This is a genomic window from Pantoea sp. PvP021, from assembly GCF_054056055.1.
In genome coordinates this window covers 14,294-32,269 of sequence record NZ_JBSRXX010000002.1, presented here as the reverse complement: position 1 = coordinate 32,269, position 17,976 = coordinate 14,294, and the positions used below count along the sequence as shown (strand labels likewise).

The following is a 17,976-nucleotide window of genomic DNA, read 5'->3' as shown; positions in this document are numbered from 1 at the left end:
TTATCCGGGCGCTTCAGACAACCTGCTGAAGCCCCTTGTATGAGTATGACGGCCTCTGGTGAGGAATTTTCACGATCAATAAAGCCGTCGCCTCACCACCACTGTATCTCTCACGGCGATCGGTTCAGGATATACAGTGGCGATGATCGCTGGTTTAAGAGCACGCTGTTGCTCTCAACCCGTCGCGCCCTGACACACTGCGAATCGACAGCATCTATGGCTTAGGCAACGAAGTCTCGTGCAGATGTCGCCACAAAATCTTGCCAGCATTATTTACCTCGAACACAACCGTAGAAAACCGCAGTGTGACCTCCTGACCCGGAAGCTGCTGCAACTCCTTATATACCACAGTGGCGTTTCCTTCACTCTCAGCAACCATCTGCATGTCGCAGATATCAATCGCTAAACCCGGACGTGCACCGCGCTGAGTGCGGAAAAACCCATTTAGTGTCGTGAAATCCAGTAAGGCACCGCCCGGTGTCACCATGGAATATGCAGGACTAAAACGCGCTAAAAGTTCCTCACAAACCTCATCATGTGCTTCTTTGTTACCCAGCCAGTTGCGAATCAATTCGTGGGCGTCCAGTACTTCCTTAAAATAACGGTTCATTTTTGGTCCCTTTTAAGCATAGAAATAACCTTCTGATTTGAAATGCGTAAACAGCACAGAAGCGGAATCACAGCGCTGAATGCCGCTATAACAAAACAGAGGTGATAAGCGTGTTCTTCAGGCATGCCGCTATTCGCAATCAGATTGAATAGCAGGCTGACCAGCGTAACGCCGAGACAAAAACTGAGCTGGCGATTGATATTCCAGAGTGCGCTGGCATCAGCAAGTTCGCTGTCGGTGATGTGAATAAAAGCAGAACTCTGGGCCGTGCTGCTGCACAGGCTGCCGCCAAATCCCATCAAGGCGAAAGCAAGTACAAAGACTAAGGTGTCCGATGTCTGGCCAGTCAGCGCCAGCAGGCCAATACCCAGCGCCTGAAACAGACAGCCGGTGATAAATAGCGGGCGTGGTCCCCAGAGGTTGAACGTCTTACCTGTCAGACTAATTGCCGCAAAGGAAGCCAGAGACCATGGCAGCATGAGCGCGCCGACAATGCTGGCATGTATACCTAATTGATTTTGCAGGTATAGCATAGTGATCATACTGACGCCGGTGAACACGCCTGGTATAAACTGATAGATCAGCATTGCGGTGTGTAAGAGCGGATCCTTTATCAGATGCAGGTTAATGAGTGGATGGTTTTTTCGAAGTGCGTCCCACACATAGCCCGCCAGAGTAAGGACGCCAGCAAGCAGCATCATCGCCCCCTGATAAAGCCTGTCAGCATCGCCCAGGTAAGTCAGCCCGAGAAGGATCAGCGTGAGCGCGGTACAACCACTGACTAAACCCACCAGGTCCAGCGGGTCAGATGAGTTCGCCGGTTTGTCTGCTTTGAGCCAGCATCCCGCCAGCAGCAATGCCGCAACCGCGAGCGGCAGGCTCACAAGAAAAACCCAGCGCCAGCTAAGGCTCTCAACCACTATTCCACCAATAGCTGGCGACAAGGCGGGTGCCAGCAATGCAATCAACATCACTACTGACGATAACTTCGCACGTTCATTGCTTCTGTATAACGCATAGGTCATCGTCTGACCGATGGGGATCAATAGTCCGCCGCCGATGCCCTGTATCCATCGGAAGGCGATGAGCTGAGAAACTGACGTTGATGCCCCCACACCACAGGTGCCCGCAATGAAAATAAGCAGTGAGAGCATGAACAGACGTTTTGCGCCCATGCGCCGTACCAGCCAGCTACTGAGCGGTATGACCAGCGTCAGGCCTAAGATGTAGCCATTACTGATCCATGCCAGCTGGCTAACGGGGGCATCAAAATGTCTGCCAATCTCTGGATAAGCAACATTGGCGATAAACATGTTGACCAGATCAATAAAAAATCCCAGCAAATAGACACTGGCTACGCGCACACGATAGCTCATTTTTTTCCCAGATAGATCAGCGTAAGGCGCGCAGTATAGGTGCTTAAATTATCGGGATAAATTCACTTTCTGTTGTTACACTGTCAAAGATATTTTGACAATGAGATGTCGTTAACGGAGTTCACGATGATCAATATGCAACGGCTGGGGATCTTTGTCGCAGTTGTCGAGGCAGGCAGTTTTACAGGTGCAGCTCAGACACTCGGGTTAACTAAAGCCGTTGTGAGTTTCAATATTAAACATCTCGAAGAGGAGCTGGGTGTCTCGCTCCTTATCAGGAGCACCAGACGCGTTTCAGCCACGGATACGGGTGAAAGATTTTATCATCGTTGCCTTCAGCTTCTTCAGGATGCGGAAAGCGTATTAGAGGATGTGAGAAGTGATCACGCTGGATTAAGCGGGACACTCCGGATCACAACCACTCTGGAATATGGCGCTCGTGTGATCGTCCCTGCCCTTGCTGACTTTGCAGCCCAACACCCGCAGTTACGCATACATCACGTCTCTTCATCAAAAAATGACGACCTGATTGCCGGCCGCTTCGATGTGGCGATACGACTTGGGCATCTTGCCGATTCCAGTCATCACGCCCGCCTTATCGATCAGTTTGATATCCTGCCGGTCGCTGCACCTTGTTATCTCAACAGCCTGAATGAAGCGTCTATCCGGGATCTTTCACATCTCGCGTCAGCAAAATGGATTGCGCATAGCCGTTTATCGACGCCACTCAGCTGGCAGGTGATCACGCCCGAAGGCGAGTCTGTGCTGATGAGCGCATTTCAGCCTGCCATGATCACGGCTGACAGTGCCTCTTCTTTGCTCGCTTTTGCTTTAGCCGGTGCTGGCGTGGCGATTCTGCCCGCCTGGCTGGTACAGGATGAGATTGAAAAAGGTGGATTAGTACGGCTACTGCCCGATCATCAATTCCCCCGTCAGGGAATTTACGCGCTCTACCCTAATACGCGTCATGTGCCAGAAAAAGTACGCGCGTTTATAGATTTCCTGCATGAACGTTTAGCGCTGTACAGCAGAAAATAAGCGCATCCATCACATTATTCTGATGGGCTAAGCGTTAATTTATCTGAACTGATTTAAATCCCATAAACTTTATTTTATGCAGCGCGGGAAGGTAAATATTTACTGTCTGGCTAATGACAATTGAGTTTAACGCAGGCGTATTACTTAATTCCCTGTCCTGATAAATCACTGCTGCGCGATAACCTGTAAAACTGGCGCTGGGGCTTGTCTTGTTATCCCATCCCCAGCGCCTGCGGCTTCAGGCCCGGACCTGCGCCATACCCTGGTATGGCTCAGTCATTTGATGCACAGTATTAAGTAAAAATTAACGCCGTATAAATAATTCGCACAGTACCTTAATAACATAAGATTTTAATCTGGATGATTGCGGTTTATTCGCTGGCAGGAAAACAGGTCGCATGTTATTAAATTTGAATGTCGCGCTTAAATTCACTTGCATCCGGGAATTAAAACATGAAAAAGAGCCTATCCCTCGCATTACTGTTTTCGCTCACAACAGTTAGTCACGCGGCACTGGCGCAGCAGACCCTGCGCTTTGGCGTTGACCCTACGTTCCCGCCGTTTGAATTCAAGGCGGCTGATGGATCATTGCAGGGCTTTGATGTTGATCTGGGCAATGCCATCTGCGCTCAGGCAAAGGTGAAGTGCCAGTGGGTGCAAATGGGTTTTGATAGCAGCATCCCTGCCCTTCAGGCGAAGAAATTTGATGCCATCCTGTCAGCGATGTCGATGACCGATAAGCGTCGTCAGCAGGTGGCTTTCAGCGATATGTTGTACAACACGCCCAGTGCTTTACTGGCACCGGCTGCCAGCACGCTGACGACCGATGTTGCCTCATTGCGCGGTAAGACGATCGGTGTGGCACAGGGCACCATCCAGGAAACCTATGCCAAAACCAAATGGGAGCCGGAGGGCGTTAAAGTCATCTCCTATCCTAACCAGATGGAAGTTTATCCGGATCTGGTCGCCGGGCGTCTTGATGGCAGCCTGGCCAATGCGGTCTCTGCTGAACAGGGATTCCTGACCTCAGCCGAAGGCAAGCCGTACGCCATCAAAGGGACCCTGGTGGATAAAGTGATTTTTGGTGATGGCGTGGGTATCGCGCTACGCAAAGGAGATGAGGCAAACCTGAAGATGATTAATGCGGCACTGGCGGAGATTCATAAAAACGGGACTTATGACCAGCTCACCAAAAAATATTTTAAATTCAATGTTTATCCCTGATCCGCACAACGTGAAGAATCGCAGGAGTATGAAGACTATGGCGTTGCCCGAATACCACGTTCAGCGCGCGCGCTTTATGGCAGCGACGCAGAGCAAAGGTGCTGAGACGACCTCTTATCCGCATCCTCTGCCTGGTCCTCTGGGAGAAGCTCTGTATACAGACGTGGCACGGATAGGACCGGCCAGCGCATCACGTCTGATGCTGGTCGTTTCCGGCACTCACGGCGTTGAAGGCTATTATGGTTCCGATTGCCAGATAGCCTGGCTCGAGACCCTGGATGAAAAAGCGTTGCCCGCTGATACCGCGCTGTTGCTGATTCATCTGCTCAATCCATGGGGCGCGGCGCATTTACGGCGCGTGAACGAAGACAATATTGATCTGAACCGTAACTTTATCGATTTCAGTCAGCCGCCTCCTGCTAACCCGGATTATGCACAGTGGCACGGTATTTATCATGGCGACCGTGCCAGTGCCGATCGGCAACTGGCCGACGCACTCGAGGGCGCGGGCTGGCAGGCGGTTAAACGTGTCACAGAAGCCGGACAGTATAGTTTTGCTGACGGCTTTTTTTTCGGCGGTGAGAAGCCCTGCTGGTCACACCTTACGATGGCGGCAATCGTTGAACAGCATCTCTCTGTAGCGAAAACCATCATCAGCTTTGACCTTCATACCGGGGCTGGCGCATGGGGGCATCCGATGCTGCTCTCTATTGCGGAGCAGCGTTATCCGGCGCATGACTGGGGCAAAGTCATTTACGGTGAGTGGCTGACCTTATTGTTTACTGGTGCCGGACGTGACAGTGTAACTGGAATTACAGCAACGGCAACCGGCTATCTGTCGCACTATCTGCTGACGTCGCTGGCTGACACCCGGATTTTGCCTCTGGTGGTGGAATGCGGGACTTACGAGGGTCAGGATATGCATCAGCGGGTGCGTGAAGATCACTGGCTGCACCTCTATGGCGATCCTGCCAGTGAGGGCGGCCAGGTGATAAAGCAGCAACTGGTCGAGGGGTTCTGGCCAGAAGATGCGGACTGGCGTGCATTGGTGGCTTTCCGCACGCAGCAAATCTTTCTGCGCGGCTGGCGTGCCCTTGCAGACACGCCATGATGTCATAGTCTGCCGTAAAAGGTCATACGCGCGGTTTCTGACAACGCAATATCCGGCTGCGTATTGTAAGCCAGCACGGCCAGCATCCGGGTGACCTCGCCTTCAGTTGGGGTCACCCGGTGCAGGGAATTACGGCCACGAAACAGCACCAGATCCCCGGCATCTATCTCCAGCGCGTCAACGGTCTGGCGTTCTTCCAGCACTGCGTCGACACCGGCAAAGTTCATCTCACCGGCATCAGCATCCCGCAGATCTTTCACATACTGAAACACGCCGCCCGCCAGCGGTTTCTGTACCAGTAAGGTGATGGCAAATGAGGAGTTGTCGAAGTGCCAGCCCAGCTCCTGACCGTGTGATGCATAGTGCAGGTTGATCGAGGAAAGCGGGTCAGCATAGGGATAGAGCGCTTTTTCACCCAGTACATCGCACAGGAAATGTTTGAACAACTCATCATTATAAAGCTGGCGCAGCGGCGAGTCGGCAGCGATAACATCATCAGTGATGCAGCCTTTGGTGCTGATCACATCCCGATTACGCGGATGCTCAGCACTGAAAGCGTCATCAGGTTTCATCAGATAGACATTGTGCATGCTGCGGGTGTGATAAGCCTGGTGACGTTGTGCATTGCCCTCTTCGATGATCGCCTCTAAAGCGTGTGGTTTTAAAAACTGACGCAGTACCAGCGCGCCGGACTGGTTTAACTGCTCACGACAACGTTGACGCCAGCCATGATCGGCCAGTGGATGAAGATCGAGACGGACAAGGGAACCAGACATAGCAACAATTCTCATGATGAGCAGGTGTGATGTTACTCTACCGGTCGCCTGCAACGCTGCGTAACGATAAAAACTTAATGCCCTGATAAGGAAGTGTTAATGCCTGCCCAATTGCCAAGGTTGCCAAAGATCAGCGTCATACAGTCATTTAAAGTGGCTGCCGAACTGGGCAGCCTGGCAAAAGCGGCCGCTCAACTGGCCTTAACCCCGGCGGCAGTCAGTCAGCAGATTCGCCAGCTGGAGGAGCAACTCGGCAGCGCCCTTTTTTTACGTACGCAGAGCGGCGTGATGCTGACCGAAACCGGAAAAGAGTATCTGCGCTATGTCACTGAGGCGTTTGATATTCTGCATCTCGGTCAGCAAAACATCCGCCATGCGGCCAGCGCGCCAAAACTCACGGTTTACACATTACCGGCGCTGGCGTCCAAATGGCTGTTGCCCCAGCTGGCGCGACCATTGCCCGAATATCGATCTCTCGTTACACGGTACGCATTCTCAGGTCGATTTCACCGCGATGCCCGCCGATTTTGTGATCTGCTTTGGTGAGGATCGTTACCCGCAGTCAGATAAGCTGAAGTTGTTTCATGATGACGTGCTGCCGGTGGCCAGTCCTGCTCTGTTACATCGCTTTACACCGGAAACGATCTTAAGCCAGGCGCCGCTGATCCACCTCGACTGGGGTAATGAAGGCCGTTTTCTGCCGGACTGGCGAAGCTGGTTTCAGGCTAAAGGCATGGACGAACCTCTGCCGCAGCCCGCGTTCAGCTTTAATCTGACCTCGCTGGCGATTGATGCGGCCGTCGCGGGTGCTGGTGTGCTGCTGGGGCAGCGACGCCTTATCGCGGCGGAACTGGCACGGGGCGATCTGGTGGTAGTGGATGATCTTTGCCTGCCGCTGAGCAAACCCTATTACCTTGTCTGGCCGCAACGCACCCTGAGCCAGCCAGGCAGTGAGGCGATGATTAGCTGGTTAAGCCAACTGGGCGCGAGCGGCGAATAGCCCTTCGCCGTGATCGGACTCGCCTGCGTCCGCCAGTCTGGAACCATCAGCAGGCGCAGGGTCAGATTATTACTGCGCCACCAGGCGATCAGGTGTCATCATCCTTCCGCATTATCCTCAACAATCACCGCCACGCGTTGCCCTGCACGTACAGCGCTGCCTGGCTGCACGCTGACCTGCTGAACAATGCCGTCGCACGGCGCCAGAAGCGGGATCTCCATCTTCATCGACTCCAGCACCACCAGGATATCGCCTTCCCGCACCCGGCTGCCCGCCGTCGCCTGCACCTGCCATAAATTGCCTGAAACCGGGCTTTCAACCCCCTGCTCGCCTGGCTGCAGCGGCGCGTCGCCGCCTTCATCGGCCACACTTTCCTGACTGTCAAAATGGGCCTGTCCGCTGGCGATCCAGCGGTCACGTTCCGCATGGAACGCGGCTTGCTGGTGATGGCGAAACAGACCGATGCTCTGCGCTTCACGGGCGAGGAAATCCTGATATTCCGCCAGCCGCAGCGTGCTGTGCTCAATGCGCAGCGGATAGCGACCGAGGGGAAAATCGCGGCGAATCTGCAACAGCTCACTGGCTGAAACCGGATAAAAGCGGATCTGATCGAAAAAGCGCAGCAGCCAGGGTTTACCGCCAAAATCGGCGACTTCATGATACCGGTTCCACATCTGCAGCGTGCGGCCGACAAACTGATAGCCGCCTGGCCCCTCCATGCCATACACACACAGATAGGCACCGCCGATGCCAACCGAGTTTTCCGCCGTCCAGGTGCGGGCCGGGTTATATTTTGTCGTCACCAGCCGATGCCGGGGATCCAGCGGTGTGGCGACCGGCGCGCCGAGGTAGACATCGCCCAGCCCCATCACCAGATAGCTGGCTTCAAAGACCGTGTTCCAGACAGCCTGCTCATCCGGCAGATCGTTTATACGGCGGATAAATTCCAGATTACTCGGGCACCACGGCGCATCCTGCCGCACGGTGGTCATATATTTTTCGATGGCCTTCTGACAGGCCGGATCGTCCCAGGAGAGCGGCAGATGCACCACGCGTGTGGGAACCTGAAGGTCATCACTCATGCAGACCCTCTCCCACTCAACGCGCACCCACATCAGCAGCACGTCGGGCGTCAGCGTCTCCGGCTGAAAGTGGATTTGCAGCGAGCGGATCCCCGGCGTGATATCAATAATGCCGTTGCGGGATTGCGCTTCCAGCGCCTGCATCAACGCATGAATGCGAAAACGTAACACCAGATCCAGTTCCGGCTCGCCAGCCTCCAGCAGCAGATGGGTATCGCCAGAGAGGCGCGCCACCAGGCGTTTATCCGCTGCGCCGCAGGTCATCACGATGGGCGAAATCAGCGGTGCAGGCTGCCAGTCTGTTTCCTGTGGCTGGAGCGTGGTCAGCTCGGTGCGTCGGCCCTCTGCCAGTCGGCGGGCGGTAGGAATATCCACCGCGACAAACTGTACTTTGTCACCGGCTTTGAGCTGTCCCAGTTGCCAGAGGTCAGCCTCGATTACCGTCACCGAGCAGACGAACCCACCAAGGCTCGGGCCATCCGGCCCCAGAATCACCGGCATATCACCGGTAAAATCGACCGCGCCGATCGCGTACGGGTTGTCATGGATGTTTGAGGGGTGCAGCCCTGCTTCACCGCCGCTGTCGCGGGTCCAGATTGGCTTTGGCCCGATCAGGCGAACGCCGGTGCGGCTGGAGTTAAAATGCACTTCCCATTCTGTGGCAAAAAACGTCTCGATATACTTCAGCGCAAAAAACTCAGGCGCACCGTGCGGACCATAAATGACGCGCAGCGTGCGCACCGTGGCAAGCTCTGTTTGCAGTCCGACGGGCAGTTCCGATCCGGTTGCGCTCGCAGAACGCGGAGCGAGATGCAGCACGTCACCGCTACGCAGTGCCCGTCCGGCATGTCCGCCAAACTGACCAAGGGTGAAGGTGCTTTTGCTGCCTAAATAGTCCGGCACCTGAATGCCGCCGCTCAGACAGAGATAACTTCTGACGCCAGCGCCACTTATCGCGCCCAGCTTCAGCGTTGTCCCGGCCGGAATGGTAAATACAGAATTCATTGACTGCCCGACGCCATCCAGTGTGACAGTGAGCGGCGCGCCAGAGATCACCGCCTGAATCTCAGTGTTAAATTTCAGGGTGGGTCCATTCAGGGTGATTTCCAGCGCGGCGTCACCCTCCTCATTGCCCAGCAGACGGTTGCCCAGACGCAGTGCGCGATCGTCCATCGGCCCCGATGGCGGCACGCCTACCGCCCAGTATCCCAGACGTCCGGGATAGTCCTGAACGCTGGTCTGGGTTCCGGCACTCACCACTTCAACCGTTGCCGCCTGATAGGCGAGCTGCTCCAGGCAGCGGGTCCAGGGTTCGCCAGCCGTAAAGGGCGAGAAGGCCAGAATCTGCAACAGATAGAGGCGATTGGTTTCTACGCCATAGAAACGGGTCTCCGCCAGCGCCTGTGCCAGGGTGGCGATGGCTTCCTCGCGAGTGGGGCGCCAGGTGATAACTTTTGCCAGCATCGGGTCGAAGAATGGCGGGACTTCGCACCCCGCTTCCACCCAGCGGTCAATACGCAGGGTTTTACCGTCGGCTGCCGGAAAGAGGACCTGGGTTAACAGCCCTGGCGAAGGCTGGAACTGACGCCCCGGATCTTCCGCATAAATTCGCGCCTGCACGGCATGGCCCTGAGGATTCAGCGCGGCGGCTAACGCATGAAGCGGAGGAAGATCGCCTGCTGCCAGCTCAATCATCCACTGCACCAGGTCAACGCCCCACACCTGCTCCGTGACGCCATGTTCAACCTGCAGCCGGGTATTCACTTCAAGAAAATAGAACTGCTGCGCCCCGCTGTCATAGACAAACTCAACCGTTCCGGCGCTGCGATAGTTCACCGCTTTTCCCAGCGCGATAGCCGCCGCGCATAAAGCCTCCGCCATACCTGCGGGCAGATTCGGCGCTGGCGTCTCTTCGATCACTTTCTGGTTACGCCGCTGTACCGAGCAGTCGCGTACGCCCAGCGCGATTACCTCGCCCTTGCCGTCACCGAAAATCTGCACTTCAAGATGACGGGCGCGTTCGATATATTTTTCGAGAAATACCCCGGCATCGCTGAAGTTGTTCTGGCCGAGGCGCTGGACCGTTTCAAACGCCTCTGACAGCGCATTCGCATCACGACAGACCCGCATACCGATGCCACCACCGCCCGCGGTGCTTTTGAGCATTACCGGATAGCCGACCCTCTCTGCGGCGCGGCGGGCTTCGCTGATATCCGCCAGAAGTTCACTGCCTTCCAGCAACGGCACCCCTTCGGCTTCCGCCAGCGCGCGGGCCGTGTGTTTCAGGCCAAAAGTCCGCAACTGCTGCGGTGTGGGGCCGACAAAAATCAGACCGGCAGCCTCGCACACTTCAGCAAAGGCGGCGTTTTCCGAAAGGAAACCGTAGCCAGGATGAATCGCTTTCGCCCCGCTCTGCTGCGCGGCGGCGATGATCTTTTCCGTCACCAGATAGGTTTGTGCAGCCGGGCCTTCGCCAAGGCTTAGCGCCACATCCGCCTCGCGGATATGTAAACTGCTCAGATCGGCTTCGGAGTAAACGGCGACCCCTTTCACCTGCATGGCACGTAGCGTGCGCAGGATGCGACAGGCGATAGCACCGCGATTAGCAATCAGTAAGGTATCAAACATAAGCGAACTCTCAGGGATGCGGGTCGTCCCGCAAAATTCGATATTCCCTGGGGCCGTCCCCGGGGCTGACCGGCACGTAACAGGCGTGCGCCGGTGGTGTGTTGAGAGGTCTGACGCAAAAGGCTGAGAAACTCAGTCCCGCTTGTCGCCATGGCAACGCTGACTCAGTTCCACACCAGCACTTCGGCGGGCGTCGGGTTCCAGCCGTTACAAGGGTTATTCAGCTGCGGGCAGTTGGAGATCAGCACCATCACATTGCATTCGGCTACCAGCTCAACGTATTTGCCGGGCGCCGATAGCCCATCCTCAAAGGTCAGACCACCTTCCGGCGTGACCGGAACGTTCATGAAAAAATTGATGTTGGCACCGATATCACGTTTGTGAAGGCGGCCATCGTGCAGGCAGGCGCAGAGAAAGTTATCCCGACAGCTGTGCATGTAGCGCTTATCCTGGGCATAGCGCACGGTGTTGCTCTCCTGCGAGCAGGCTCCGCCCAGGGTATCGTGACGACCGCAGGTGTCGGCAATGATAGTCAGCAGCGGATTGCCCAGATTCGAATAGAGCACGCTGCCGGTGGTCAGATAGACGTTTCCCTGACGACGCAGCGTGCGCTGAGGATCGTAGCGTTCCCGCGGGTTATCGCTGTTATAGAACAGGGTATCAATTGCCTGATTCCCTTCGAGGTCGAGCAGGCGCAGCGTCTGCCCTTTTTTCACTTCGAACAGCCACGGCTCGCCTGCCGGTATCACGTGGCGATAGACGGCATCTTCAGGGCGACGATCAGAGTTGATAAGGGTCATCGCAGCCTCCTTACAGGGCAAAAAGTTGGGTGTTATGAAGCGCGCGCTGGTTTTCACCACGCGTGACCATCGCTTCGCTGACGGCCTGCATATCGTCGGCCTGATACCAGCTCAGCTGGACCGGACGCGGGAGATAGTCAGCGGCGGGATCCTGCGGATGTGGCAGCGCGGTCAGCACCATCAGCACGTCCATGGGTGCGTACAGTTCAGTGAAATCGCCGGCGCAGCTGTTGCCCGCGCTGAACCGGAAGCGGCCCTTATCATCAACCGTGACCTTGCTGAAAAAATTGACGACCATCAGCAGATCTTCCAGGCCCAGATCCCATTTGCCCATCTCAACCAGCAGATTATCTGTGCCGTTGCGGTAGAAGCCGTTGCGCAGCTCCTGATAGCGTCCGGCTCCATACTTATCGTGCGTTTCCGCCGCGTTGAGTACGCCGCCAAACGGGTCGTGCCAGCCGCAGCTATCCGCCACAATCGCGGCCAGTACGCGTCCCATGTCGGAGTAGAAACAGTGCCCGGTGGTCAGGCGAGCCGTATGCTGGCCTTTCAGGGTATCCGGCAGATTCAGGCGTTCACTTTTCTCGTGGGGATTGAGCATCATCATGCTGACGTTCGCGCCGCCCTCGATGTCGGTCAGGCGCAGGATTTGCCCTTTGCGCAGAATCAGCGAGGTGTGCCCTCCGCCAGGCAGCTGCTCTTCGCGCAGGCTCGGAGCTGAATGAAAAAGTGCGGTCATTGAGCGGTCTCCTTGAGGGGATAAATGTTGTTTTTACTGCCGGTTGCCAGCTGCGACAGCCGCGTTTCATTAAGCGGGATGTCGTAAGTGATACGCGCGCCCCAGGCATTGGGGGCCTGAGGATCGATGCGCACTTTGTCGAAAACCAGCAGCCGGGTGCCAAGATTGAAGCCTTCGGCAAGGTCGTGAGTGACCATAAACACCGTCATGCGGGTTTCGCTCCAGAGCTGGAGCAGCAGCGCATGCATATCTTTGCGGATGCCGGGGTCAAGCGCGCCGAAGGGCTCATCCAGCAGCAGTACGCGCGGCTGCATGACAAAAGCCTGCGCAATCGCCAGCCGCTGCTGCATCCCGCCCGAAAGCTGCGCCGGATATTTATCGAGAGAATGGCCCAGCCCGACTTTCTCCAGCATCTGTTTTGCCTGCTCACGGGCATGGCGTTTTCGGGTGCCAAAGAGCCGGCCAGTAAACGGTGAAGCCGGTAGCTCGAGGCCAATGGTGACGTTATCCAGTACGTTGAGATGAGGAAAAACCGAATAACGCTGAAACACCACGCCACGGCTGCGATCGGGTTCCGCGCGCAGCTGTTCACCATCCAGCGTGATTGTTCCCCGTGTCGGCCTTTCCTGCCCCAGCAGCAGGCGTAAAAACGTCGACTTACCACAGCCGGACGCGCCCACCAGCGAGCAGAATTCACCTTCTTTGACCTGCAGATTGATGCGTTCCAGCACCACGTGGTCGCCATACTCCTGCCAGATATTTTTGATATCGATAAAACTCATTCCCGGCCTCCTTCCGCCCAGGGGAAACAGGCTTTGTGCAATTGACGCAGCGCGAGATCCATCAGCCACGCCAGCAGCGTTATCCAGATGACATAGGGAATGATCACATCCATCGCCATATAGCGACGAACCAGGAAAATGCGATAGCCCAGTCCGGCGGTTGCGGAAATGGCTTCGGCGGAGATCAGAAATAGCCATGCGGATCCCAGCAACAGGCGCAGCGAGGTGATCAGCCGCGACAAGAGCTGCGGCAGCACAACCCGCAGCACCACCGTCCAGCTGTTCGCCCCCAGGGTTTGTGCTTTGATAAAGAGCTCTGCGGGGATTTCCCGCGCCCGATGTTCAAGGTCGCGCGCCAGCATCGGCGTAATCCCGATAACAATCAGCATCACTTTTGACAGCTCATCCAGCCCGAAGACGATAAACAGCATCGGCAGGAGCGCCAGCGGTGGGATCATCGACACCACGGTCATAAAGGGTGACAGCGCCGCGCGACTCATCGGGAAGACGCCCGCAGCAACACCGATGCAGAGACCAATCAGTGAAGAGATCGCCAGGCCGGTCAGCAGACGGCTTAAGCTAATCCACGTATCCGCCCACAGCAGATATTCACCGCTGCGCTTGTCCGGCGTGAAGGCCATCCGATCAATAGCGGCGATCATCTGTGACAGGCCGGGCAGCAGCTTGTCGTGTGGGTTGGCTTCAAGACGCACCGCCGAACTGATAAACCAGACGGCGATCAGCAATACAAAAGGTAATAGCATCAGCGTCAGGCGCATTCCCTGCCGGGGATAGCGGTTGATGTGGCGCATGGCAAATACTCCTGAGATCGGTGATTACAGCTTGCCCGCAGCGGCCATCTTCAGATAGCTGTCGTCAAAGCGCAGTTTGATGTTCGCTGTATCACCGACGGTGATGTTGCCAGGGAAGCTCATGCCGATGAAGTCAGCGCTTTGTGCACCCTCGCCCAGTAATCCCTTATCAAAGGAGAACGCGGCGACGCGTTGCATGGTTTTCGCCAGATCGGGGGAAGAAACAAATGTCTGGGTTTCGGCTGGGGTCCAGAACAGGTGGGTGGTTTTCAGCTGCGCCTTGTATCCGGCGAGGTCAGTACCGGAATCGGCAGCCATCGCGCTCAGCGCCTGCGCATCTCCGGCCTGCATTTTCGCCATCATCTCAAACCAGGCCCCGGTCAGTGCCTTACCCAGCGCGGGGTTATCTTTCAGGGTCTCTGTATTCACCACCATCATGTCAATCAGTTCGCCCGGTACGGCCGAAGAGCTGAATACTTCTGTGGTTTGCGGGGTTTTCTTGATCACTGAAAGCTGCGGATTCCAGGCAACCGCCGCCTGCACGCCGCTGGTACCAAAGGCGGAGACGATATCGGCATCGGAGGTGTTCACGACCTTAACGTCTTTTTCCTGTAAACCGGCCTTCTCAAGACCGCGAACCAGCAGGTAGTGCGAAACCGACAGCGCAGGAAGATAGACAGACATCCCTTTCAGGTCGCTGAGTTTTTTGTTTACGCCTTTCAGCACCACTCCGTCATTACCATCGGAGAAGCTGCCGGTGATCAGCGCTGTGGAATCAATGCCGCCCGCCGCAGGAATGGTCAGCGCATCCATGTTGGTCATGGTGCAGCCGTCGAACTGACCCGCGGTGTACTGGTTGATCGACTCAATATAGTCATTGAGCTGGGTGATATGAATTTTGATGCCGTATTTGCTGGCCCATTTATCGATGATTTTCTCGTTGCTGATGGTGCCCCAGGGCATCCAGCCCGCATAGATGGTCCAGCAGATATTGAACTCTTTTTTGACCGCGGCGAAAGATGGCGCGCTGACCAGCAGCGTCAGCGACAGAATAAGCGTCAGGAGGGGTGATTTCTTCATGGTTGACCTCTGGTTGGCACAAAAAAAACGGGAGCAGCGCAAGACACCATTTGGTGCCGCTGTCTCCCGGGCTTTTGTCCCGCCGTGTAACCTCGCAGAGGTCGCCAGCTCTCGGACCAGACATTCACCTGCGTGAACCGGAACCCTAGCCAGCTATTTGCTATCAATTGGGTCGAACGCTGCTTACTGTTCAGACTTCAGCAAATGGCGTGCCAGAAATTAACTTAAGTAAAATCAGAGAAATAGAGAGAGCATAATCCAGAAGGCACCGGGATGGTGAGTCAGTAACGGGCGTTGCACATTATCAGTGCCGGGCAGGCAAGAGATATCAGAACCCTCAGTCAGTCTATTTTCGTACTCACATCTATGCCGGAATGCAGACCCGGACCGTGACGCCCATCACTTATCGCTATATAATCCAATGCATAACGTATTTTGAGGATAGTTAATGAAGCGCTTCTGGCAGGCATGCACACTCGGTTTACTGATACTCCTTCCGCTCTCTTCCCAGGCATCGCGCCAGATAACCGATCAGACAGGCCGCCAGGTCACGATTCCTGATCGTGTTGATCGTATTGTGGTGCTTCAGCATCAGACGCTGAACCTGCTGGTGCAGATGAACGCGACCGATAAAATCGTCGGTGTGATGGCGAACTGGAAGCAGCAACTTGGCGACAGCTATGCCCGCCTGGCTCCTGAGCTGAACCAGAAAGCGACACTGGGGGATCTGACGCATGTTGATCCCGAAAAACTGGTGGCGCTGCATCCGCAGGTGGTGTTTGTGACCAACTACGCACCGCATGAGATGATCGACAGCATTACCGCGCTGGGCATTCCGGTGGTGGCTATCTCACTGCGTCATGACGAGCCGGGTGAAAAGGCAAAAATGAACCCGTCTATCCGCGATGAGGAAATGGCCTATGACAAAGGACTGCGTGAAGGGATTACGCTTATCGGCGAGATCATCAATAAACCGGCAGAAGCAAAAGCGCTGATTACGGCCACCGATGAGGGCCGCAAAATCGTCAGCGATCGCCTGAAGGATGTTCCGGCGGAAAAACGCATTCGCGCCTATATGGCGAACCCGGAACTGACCACCTACGGTTCAGGGAAATATACCGGCCTGATGATGCTGCATGCGGGCGCGGTCAATGTCGCCGCAGCGACCGTAAAGGGATTTAAAACCGTGTCGATGGAGCAGGTCATCGCCTGGGATCCACAGGTGATTTTTGTGCAGGACCGTTATCCCTCCGTCGTGAATGAAATCAACAGTTCACCACAGTGGCAGGCTATCGACGCGGTAAAAAATCATCGCGTCTGGCTGATGCCGGACTACGCCAAAGCCTGGGGTTATCCAATGCCGGAAGCGATGGGGATTGGCGAATTGTGGATGGCGAAAAAACTCTATCCGCAGAAATTTCAGGATGTGGACATGAATAAGCTGGCCAATAAGTGGTATCAGCGCTTCTATCGCACCGCTTATCAGGGAACAGAGTGATGCGCGTACTGGCGGCGGGCAGCCTGAAAGCCGTCTGGCCCGCCCTGATGGCGTACTTTCCTGAGCCAGTTGAAACCCGGTTTGGCCCCGCCGGTCTGCTCCGTGAACGGATTGAAGCCGGTGAGCCCTGCGATCTCTTTGCTTCAGCCAGTGAAGAGCATCCGCAAAACTTGCTGAACGCTGAGCGAGCGCTGGCAGTCATACCGTTCACGACTAATAAACTCTGCATCACGGTTCGCAGCGATCGGCTACAGGCGGGAGACAACTGGTATCAGCTACTCACCCGCGACACACTGCGGATCGCAACCTCTACACCCACAGCCGATCCCTCTGGCGACTACGCGCAGGCCCTTTTCACCCGGATGGGTAAAGCCGGTGAAGCGGTGCGCCAGCGTGCAAAGGCACTGGTGGGTGGGCGTGACTCTGCACCCATTCCCGCAGGCAGGCTGGCGGCAGAATGGATTATCCTGGAGGATCAGGCGGATCTGTTTATCGGTTATGCCAGCCATCGGGCGGCCCTGAGTCAGATTGCCGGGCTGACAGTCGTTGATATTCCTGCGGTTTTCAATCCTGTTGCGCGCTACGCCTGTGCAGTCATTACGCCAGAGGCGCGTCGGCTGGCGGATTTTTTAGAATCGGAGCAGGCAAAAAAGGTACTGCGGGAAGCGGGGTTTGGCGGGGAGTAAATGCCTTTTCTGTCGCGGATGACTTTGCGCCCTGTCAGCATCTCGCTTTAAGGGCGCGAAACACAGCTCATTAAAGCTTAGCGAAATCCACCTTAAGCTTGTGACTGATATGTTCAGCCTGCTCGGTAGCACTATCAGCCTCACCAGTCAGGATAAAAGCGATCGCGAAGGCGAAATCAAACGCCGCGCCCAGATCCTGTCCACTCAGCAAATTGCCATCTTTCACTACCGAGGCATTAACGTAAACGCCATCGGTGACACCTTCTGATGACGTACCAGAACTGACATAGCGACGCCCCCTTAAAAGACCCTGTGGCGCCAGCACTCTGGCCGCTGCGGAGCAAATTGGGCAGACCAGGCGGCCCGCCTCATCATGGCGGCGAATAAAATCTATCACTGCCGCATTTGCCGCCAGATTTTTGCTGCCGTCAGGACCACCCGGCACAATCACCGCATCAAACAGCCTGTCCCGATTCGCCTCCAGCAGCTCATCGGCGACAACCTTCACATGATGATAACTGTTCACTTCGCGATAGGGCTGACAGGCCAGGGTTGTAACCTGAACGCCCAGGCGTGAGAGGATGTCGAGAGTGATAATAGCCTCAGCTTCTTCAAAGCCTGGGGCAAGCAGCAGAGCAACATTCTTATCCATGAAAATTCCTTTTTAATTGGTGTGGATGAAGCAGAGAGCGTTTAATCCTGGTCTGTGCAGGCGCACCCTTTACTGATCCGAA

Annotated in this window: 15 protein-coding genes, 1 pseudogene and 1 riboswitch; of the genes and pseudogenes, 6 read left to right on the top strand and 10 right to left on the bottom strand. The window is 55.7% G+C overall.

Annotation, left to right across the window (positions count from 1 at the left end):
- Positions 1-214: 214 nt before the first annotated feature.
- A complete protein-coding gene (locus tag ACVKSX_RS09255) occupies positions 215-610 on the bottom strand; it encodes a DUF4440 domain-containing protein (protein WP_191924031.1) in 396 nt (131 codons plus the stop codon).
- The gene (locus ACVKSX_RS09250; RefSeq protein WP_346532571.1) at positions 607-1,986 is read right to left on the bottom strand and encodes an MFS transporter; all 1,380 of its coding nucleotides are present in this window, start codon (positions 1,984-1,986) and stop codon (positions 607-609) included. The genes ACVKSX_RS09255 and ACVKSX_RS09250 overlap by 4 nt, the downstream gene beginning before the upstream one ends.
- Positions 1,987-2,112: 126 nt before the next feature.
- On the opposite strand from ACVKSX_RS09250, the gene ACVKSX_RS09245 reads away from it, so the two are divergent.
- The 3 genes from ACVKSX_RS09245 (at position 2,113) to ACVKSX_RS09235 (ending at position 5,359) form a co-directional block, all read left to right on the top strand.
- Positions 2,113-3,024, top strand: coding sequence for a LysR family transcriptional regulator (locus ACVKSX_RS09245; RefSeq protein WP_346532573.1), 912 nt, complete (start codon positions 2,113-2,115; stop codon positions 3,022-3,024).
- Between the two features lie 453 nt (positions 3,025-3,477).
- A complete protein-coding gene (locus tag ACVKSX_RS09240) occupies positions 3,478-4,248 on the top strand; it encodes an ABC transporter substrate-binding protein (RefSeq protein ID WP_010670348.1) in 771 nt (256 codons plus the stop codon).
- Positions 4,249-4,285: 37 nt separating this feature from the next.
- Entirely contained in the window at positions 4,286-5,359 is a 1,074-nt protein-coding gene (locus ACVKSX_RS09235) for a DUF2817 domain-containing protein (protein WP_354438792.1), read from the top strand.
- Between the two features lie 2 nt (positions 5,360-5,361).
- On the opposite strand, the gene ACVKSX_RS09230 is transcribed toward ACVKSX_RS09235, so the two are convergent.
- Positions 5,362-6,135, bottom strand: coding sequence for a HalD/BesD family halogenase (locus tag ACVKSX_RS09230; protein ID WP_033780229.1), 774 nt, complete (start codon positions 6,133-6,135; stop codon positions 5,362-5,364).
- Between the two features lie 99 nt (positions 6,136-6,234).
- Between ACVKSX_RS09230 and ACVKSX_RS09225 the strand changes: the two are divergent.
- Positions 6,235-7,135 (top strand): annotated as a pseudogene (locus ACVKSX_RS09225) (LysR substrate-binding domain-containing protein).
- A 98-nt stretch (positions 7,136-7,233) separates the two neighbouring features.
- Here ACVKSX_RS09225 and uca read toward each other — a convergent pair.
- The 6 genes from uca to ACVKSX_RS09195 form a co-directional block, all read right to left on the bottom strand.
- Positions 7,234-10,845, bottom strand: coding sequence for an urea carboxylase (gene uca / locus ACVKSX_RS09220; protein ID WP_354438795.1), 3,612 nt, complete (start codon positions 10,843-10,845; stop codon positions 7,234-7,236).
- 164 nt (positions 10,846-11,009) lie between these two features.
- On the bottom strand, positions 11,010-11,645 hold the full coding sequence (locus ACVKSX_RS09215; protein WP_154210101.1) for an urea amidolyase associated protein UAAP2: 636 nt from the start codon (positions 11,643-11,645) through the stop codon (positions 11,010-11,012).
- Between the two features lie 10 nt (positions 11,646-11,655).
- The gene (locus tag ACVKSX_RS09210) at positions 11,656-12,384 is read right to left on the bottom strand and encodes an urea amidolyase associated protein UAAP1 (protein WP_354438797.1); all 729 of its coding nucleotides are present in this window, start codon (positions 12,382-12,384) and stop codon (positions 11,656-11,658) included.
- The gene (locus ACVKSX_RS09205) at positions 12,381-13,166 is read right to left on the bottom strand and encodes an ABC transporter ATP-binding protein (protein WP_354438799.1); all 786 of its coding nucleotides are present in this window, start codon (positions 13,164-13,166) and stop codon (positions 12,381-12,383) included. The genes ACVKSX_RS09210 and ACVKSX_RS09205 overlap by 4 nt, the downstream gene beginning before the upstream one ends.
- Positions 13,163-13,978 (bottom strand): ABC transporter permease, encoded by an 816-nt coding sequence (locus tag ACVKSX_RS09200; RefSeq protein WP_010247123.1) that lies wholly within the window; start codon positions 13,976-13,978, stop codon positions 13,163-13,165. The genes ACVKSX_RS09205 and ACVKSX_RS09200 overlap by 4 nt, the downstream gene beginning before the upstream one ends.
- A gap of 24 nt (positions 13,979-14,002) precedes the next feature.
- Complete coding sequence (locus tag ACVKSX_RS09195; RefSeq protein ID WP_069026741.1) at positions 14,003-15,058, bottom strand: putative urea ABC transporter substrate-binding protein; 1,056 nt, start codon at positions 15,056-15,058, stop codon at positions 14,003-14,005.
- Between the two features lie 61 nt (positions 15,059-15,119).
- Positions 15,120-15,218: riboswitch (guanidine-I (ykkC/yxkD leader) on the bottom strand.
- Between the two features lie 288 nt (positions 15,219-15,506).
- On the opposite strand from ACVKSX_RS09195, the gene ACVKSX_RS09190 reads away from it, so the two are divergent.
- Both ACVKSX_RS09190 and ACVKSX_RS09185 read left to right on the top strand, forming a co-directional pair.
- Positions 15,507-16,556 (top strand): ABC transporter substrate-binding protein, encoded by a 1,050-nt coding sequence (locus ACVKSX_RS09190; protein ID WP_033768993.1) that lies wholly within the window; start codon positions 15,507-15,509, stop codon positions 16,554-16,556.
- The gene (locus ACVKSX_RS09185; RefSeq protein WP_354438801.1) at positions 16,556-17,242 is read left to right on the top strand and encodes a molybdate ABC transporter substrate-binding protein; all 687 of its coding nucleotides are present in this window, start codon (positions 16,556-16,558) and stop codon (positions 17,240-17,242) included. The genes ACVKSX_RS09190 and ACVKSX_RS09185 overlap by 1 nt, the downstream gene beginning before the upstream one ends.
- Positions 17,243-17,312: 70 nt before the next feature.
- Here ACVKSX_RS09185 and ACVKSX_RS09180 read toward each other — a convergent pair whose 3' ends face one another.
- A complete protein-coding gene (locus tag ACVKSX_RS09180) occupies positions 17,313-17,894 on the bottom strand; it encodes a DJ-1/PfpI family protein (protein WP_010670359.1) in 582 nt (193 codons plus the stop codon).
- Positions 17,895-17,976 lie beyond the last annotated feature (82 nt).

What these genes read in the sequence shown, in the direction of transcription:
- ACVKSX_RS09245 (WP_346532573.1), top strand. Translation starts at nt 2,113, where the DNA reads ATGATCAATATGCAACGGCTGGGGATCTTTGTCGCAGTTGTCGAGGCA.
- uca (WP_354438795.1), bottom strand. Translation starts at nt 10,845, where the DNA reads ATGTTTGATACCTTACTGATTGCTAATCGCGGTGCTATCGCCTGTCGC.
- ACVKSX_RS09205 (WP_354438799.1), bottom strand. Translation starts at nt 13,166, where the DNA reads ATGAGTTTTATCGATATCAAAAATATCTGGCAGGAGTATGGCGACCAC.
- ACVKSX_RS09250 (WP_346532571.1), bottom strand. Translation starts at nt 1,986, where the DNA reads ATGAGCTATCGTGTGCGCGTAGCCAGTGTCTATTTGCTGGGATTTTTT.
- ACVKSX_RS09255 (WP_191924031.1), bottom strand. Translation starts at nt 610, where the DNA reads ATGAACCGTTATTTTAAGGAAGTACTGGACGCCCACGAATTGATTCGC.
- ACVKSX_RS09190 (WP_033768993.1), top strand. Translation starts at nt 15,507, where the DNA reads ATGAAGCGCTTCTGGCAGGCATGCACACTCGGTTTACTGATACTCCTT.
- ACVKSX_RS09185 (WP_354438801.1), top strand. Translation starts at nt 16,556, where the DNA reads ATGCGCGTACTGGCGGCGGGCAGCCTGAAAGCCGTCTGGCCCGCCCTG.
- ACVKSX_RS09200 (WP_010247123.1), bottom strand. Translation starts at nt 13,978, where the DNA reads ATGCGCCACATCAACCGCTATCCCCGGCAGGGAATGCGCCTGACGCTG.
- ACVKSX_RS09180 (WP_010670359.1), bottom strand. Translation starts at nt 17,894, where the DNA reads ATGGATAAGAATGTTGCTCTGCTGCTTGCCCCAGGCTTTGAAGAAGCT.
- ACVKSX_RS09210 (WP_354438797.1), bottom strand. Translation starts at nt 12,384, where the DNA reads ATGACCGCACTTTTTCATTCAGCTCCGAGCCTGCGCGAAGAGCAGCTG.
- ACVKSX_RS09195 (WP_069026741.1), bottom strand. Translation starts at nt 15,058, where the DNA reads ATGAAGAAATCACCCCTCCTGACGCTTATTCTGTCGCTGACGCTGCTG.
- ACVKSX_RS09215 (WP_154210101.1), bottom strand. Translation starts at nt 11,645, where the DNA reads ATGACCCTTATCAACTCTGATCGTCGCCCTGAAGATGCCGTCTATCGC.
- ACVKSX_RS09240 (WP_010670348.1), top strand. Translation starts at nt 3,478, where the DNA reads ATGAAAAAGAGCCTATCCCTCGCATTACTGTTTTCGCTCACAACAGTT.
- ACVKSX_RS09235 (WP_354438792.1), top strand. Translation starts at nt 4,286, where the DNA reads ATGGCGTTGCCCGAATACCACGTTCAGCGCGCGCGCTTTATGGCAGCG.
- ACVKSX_RS09230 (WP_033780229.1), bottom strand. Translation starts at nt 6,135, where the DNA reads ATGTCTGGTTCCCTTGTCCGTCTCGATCTTCATCCACTGGCCGATCAT.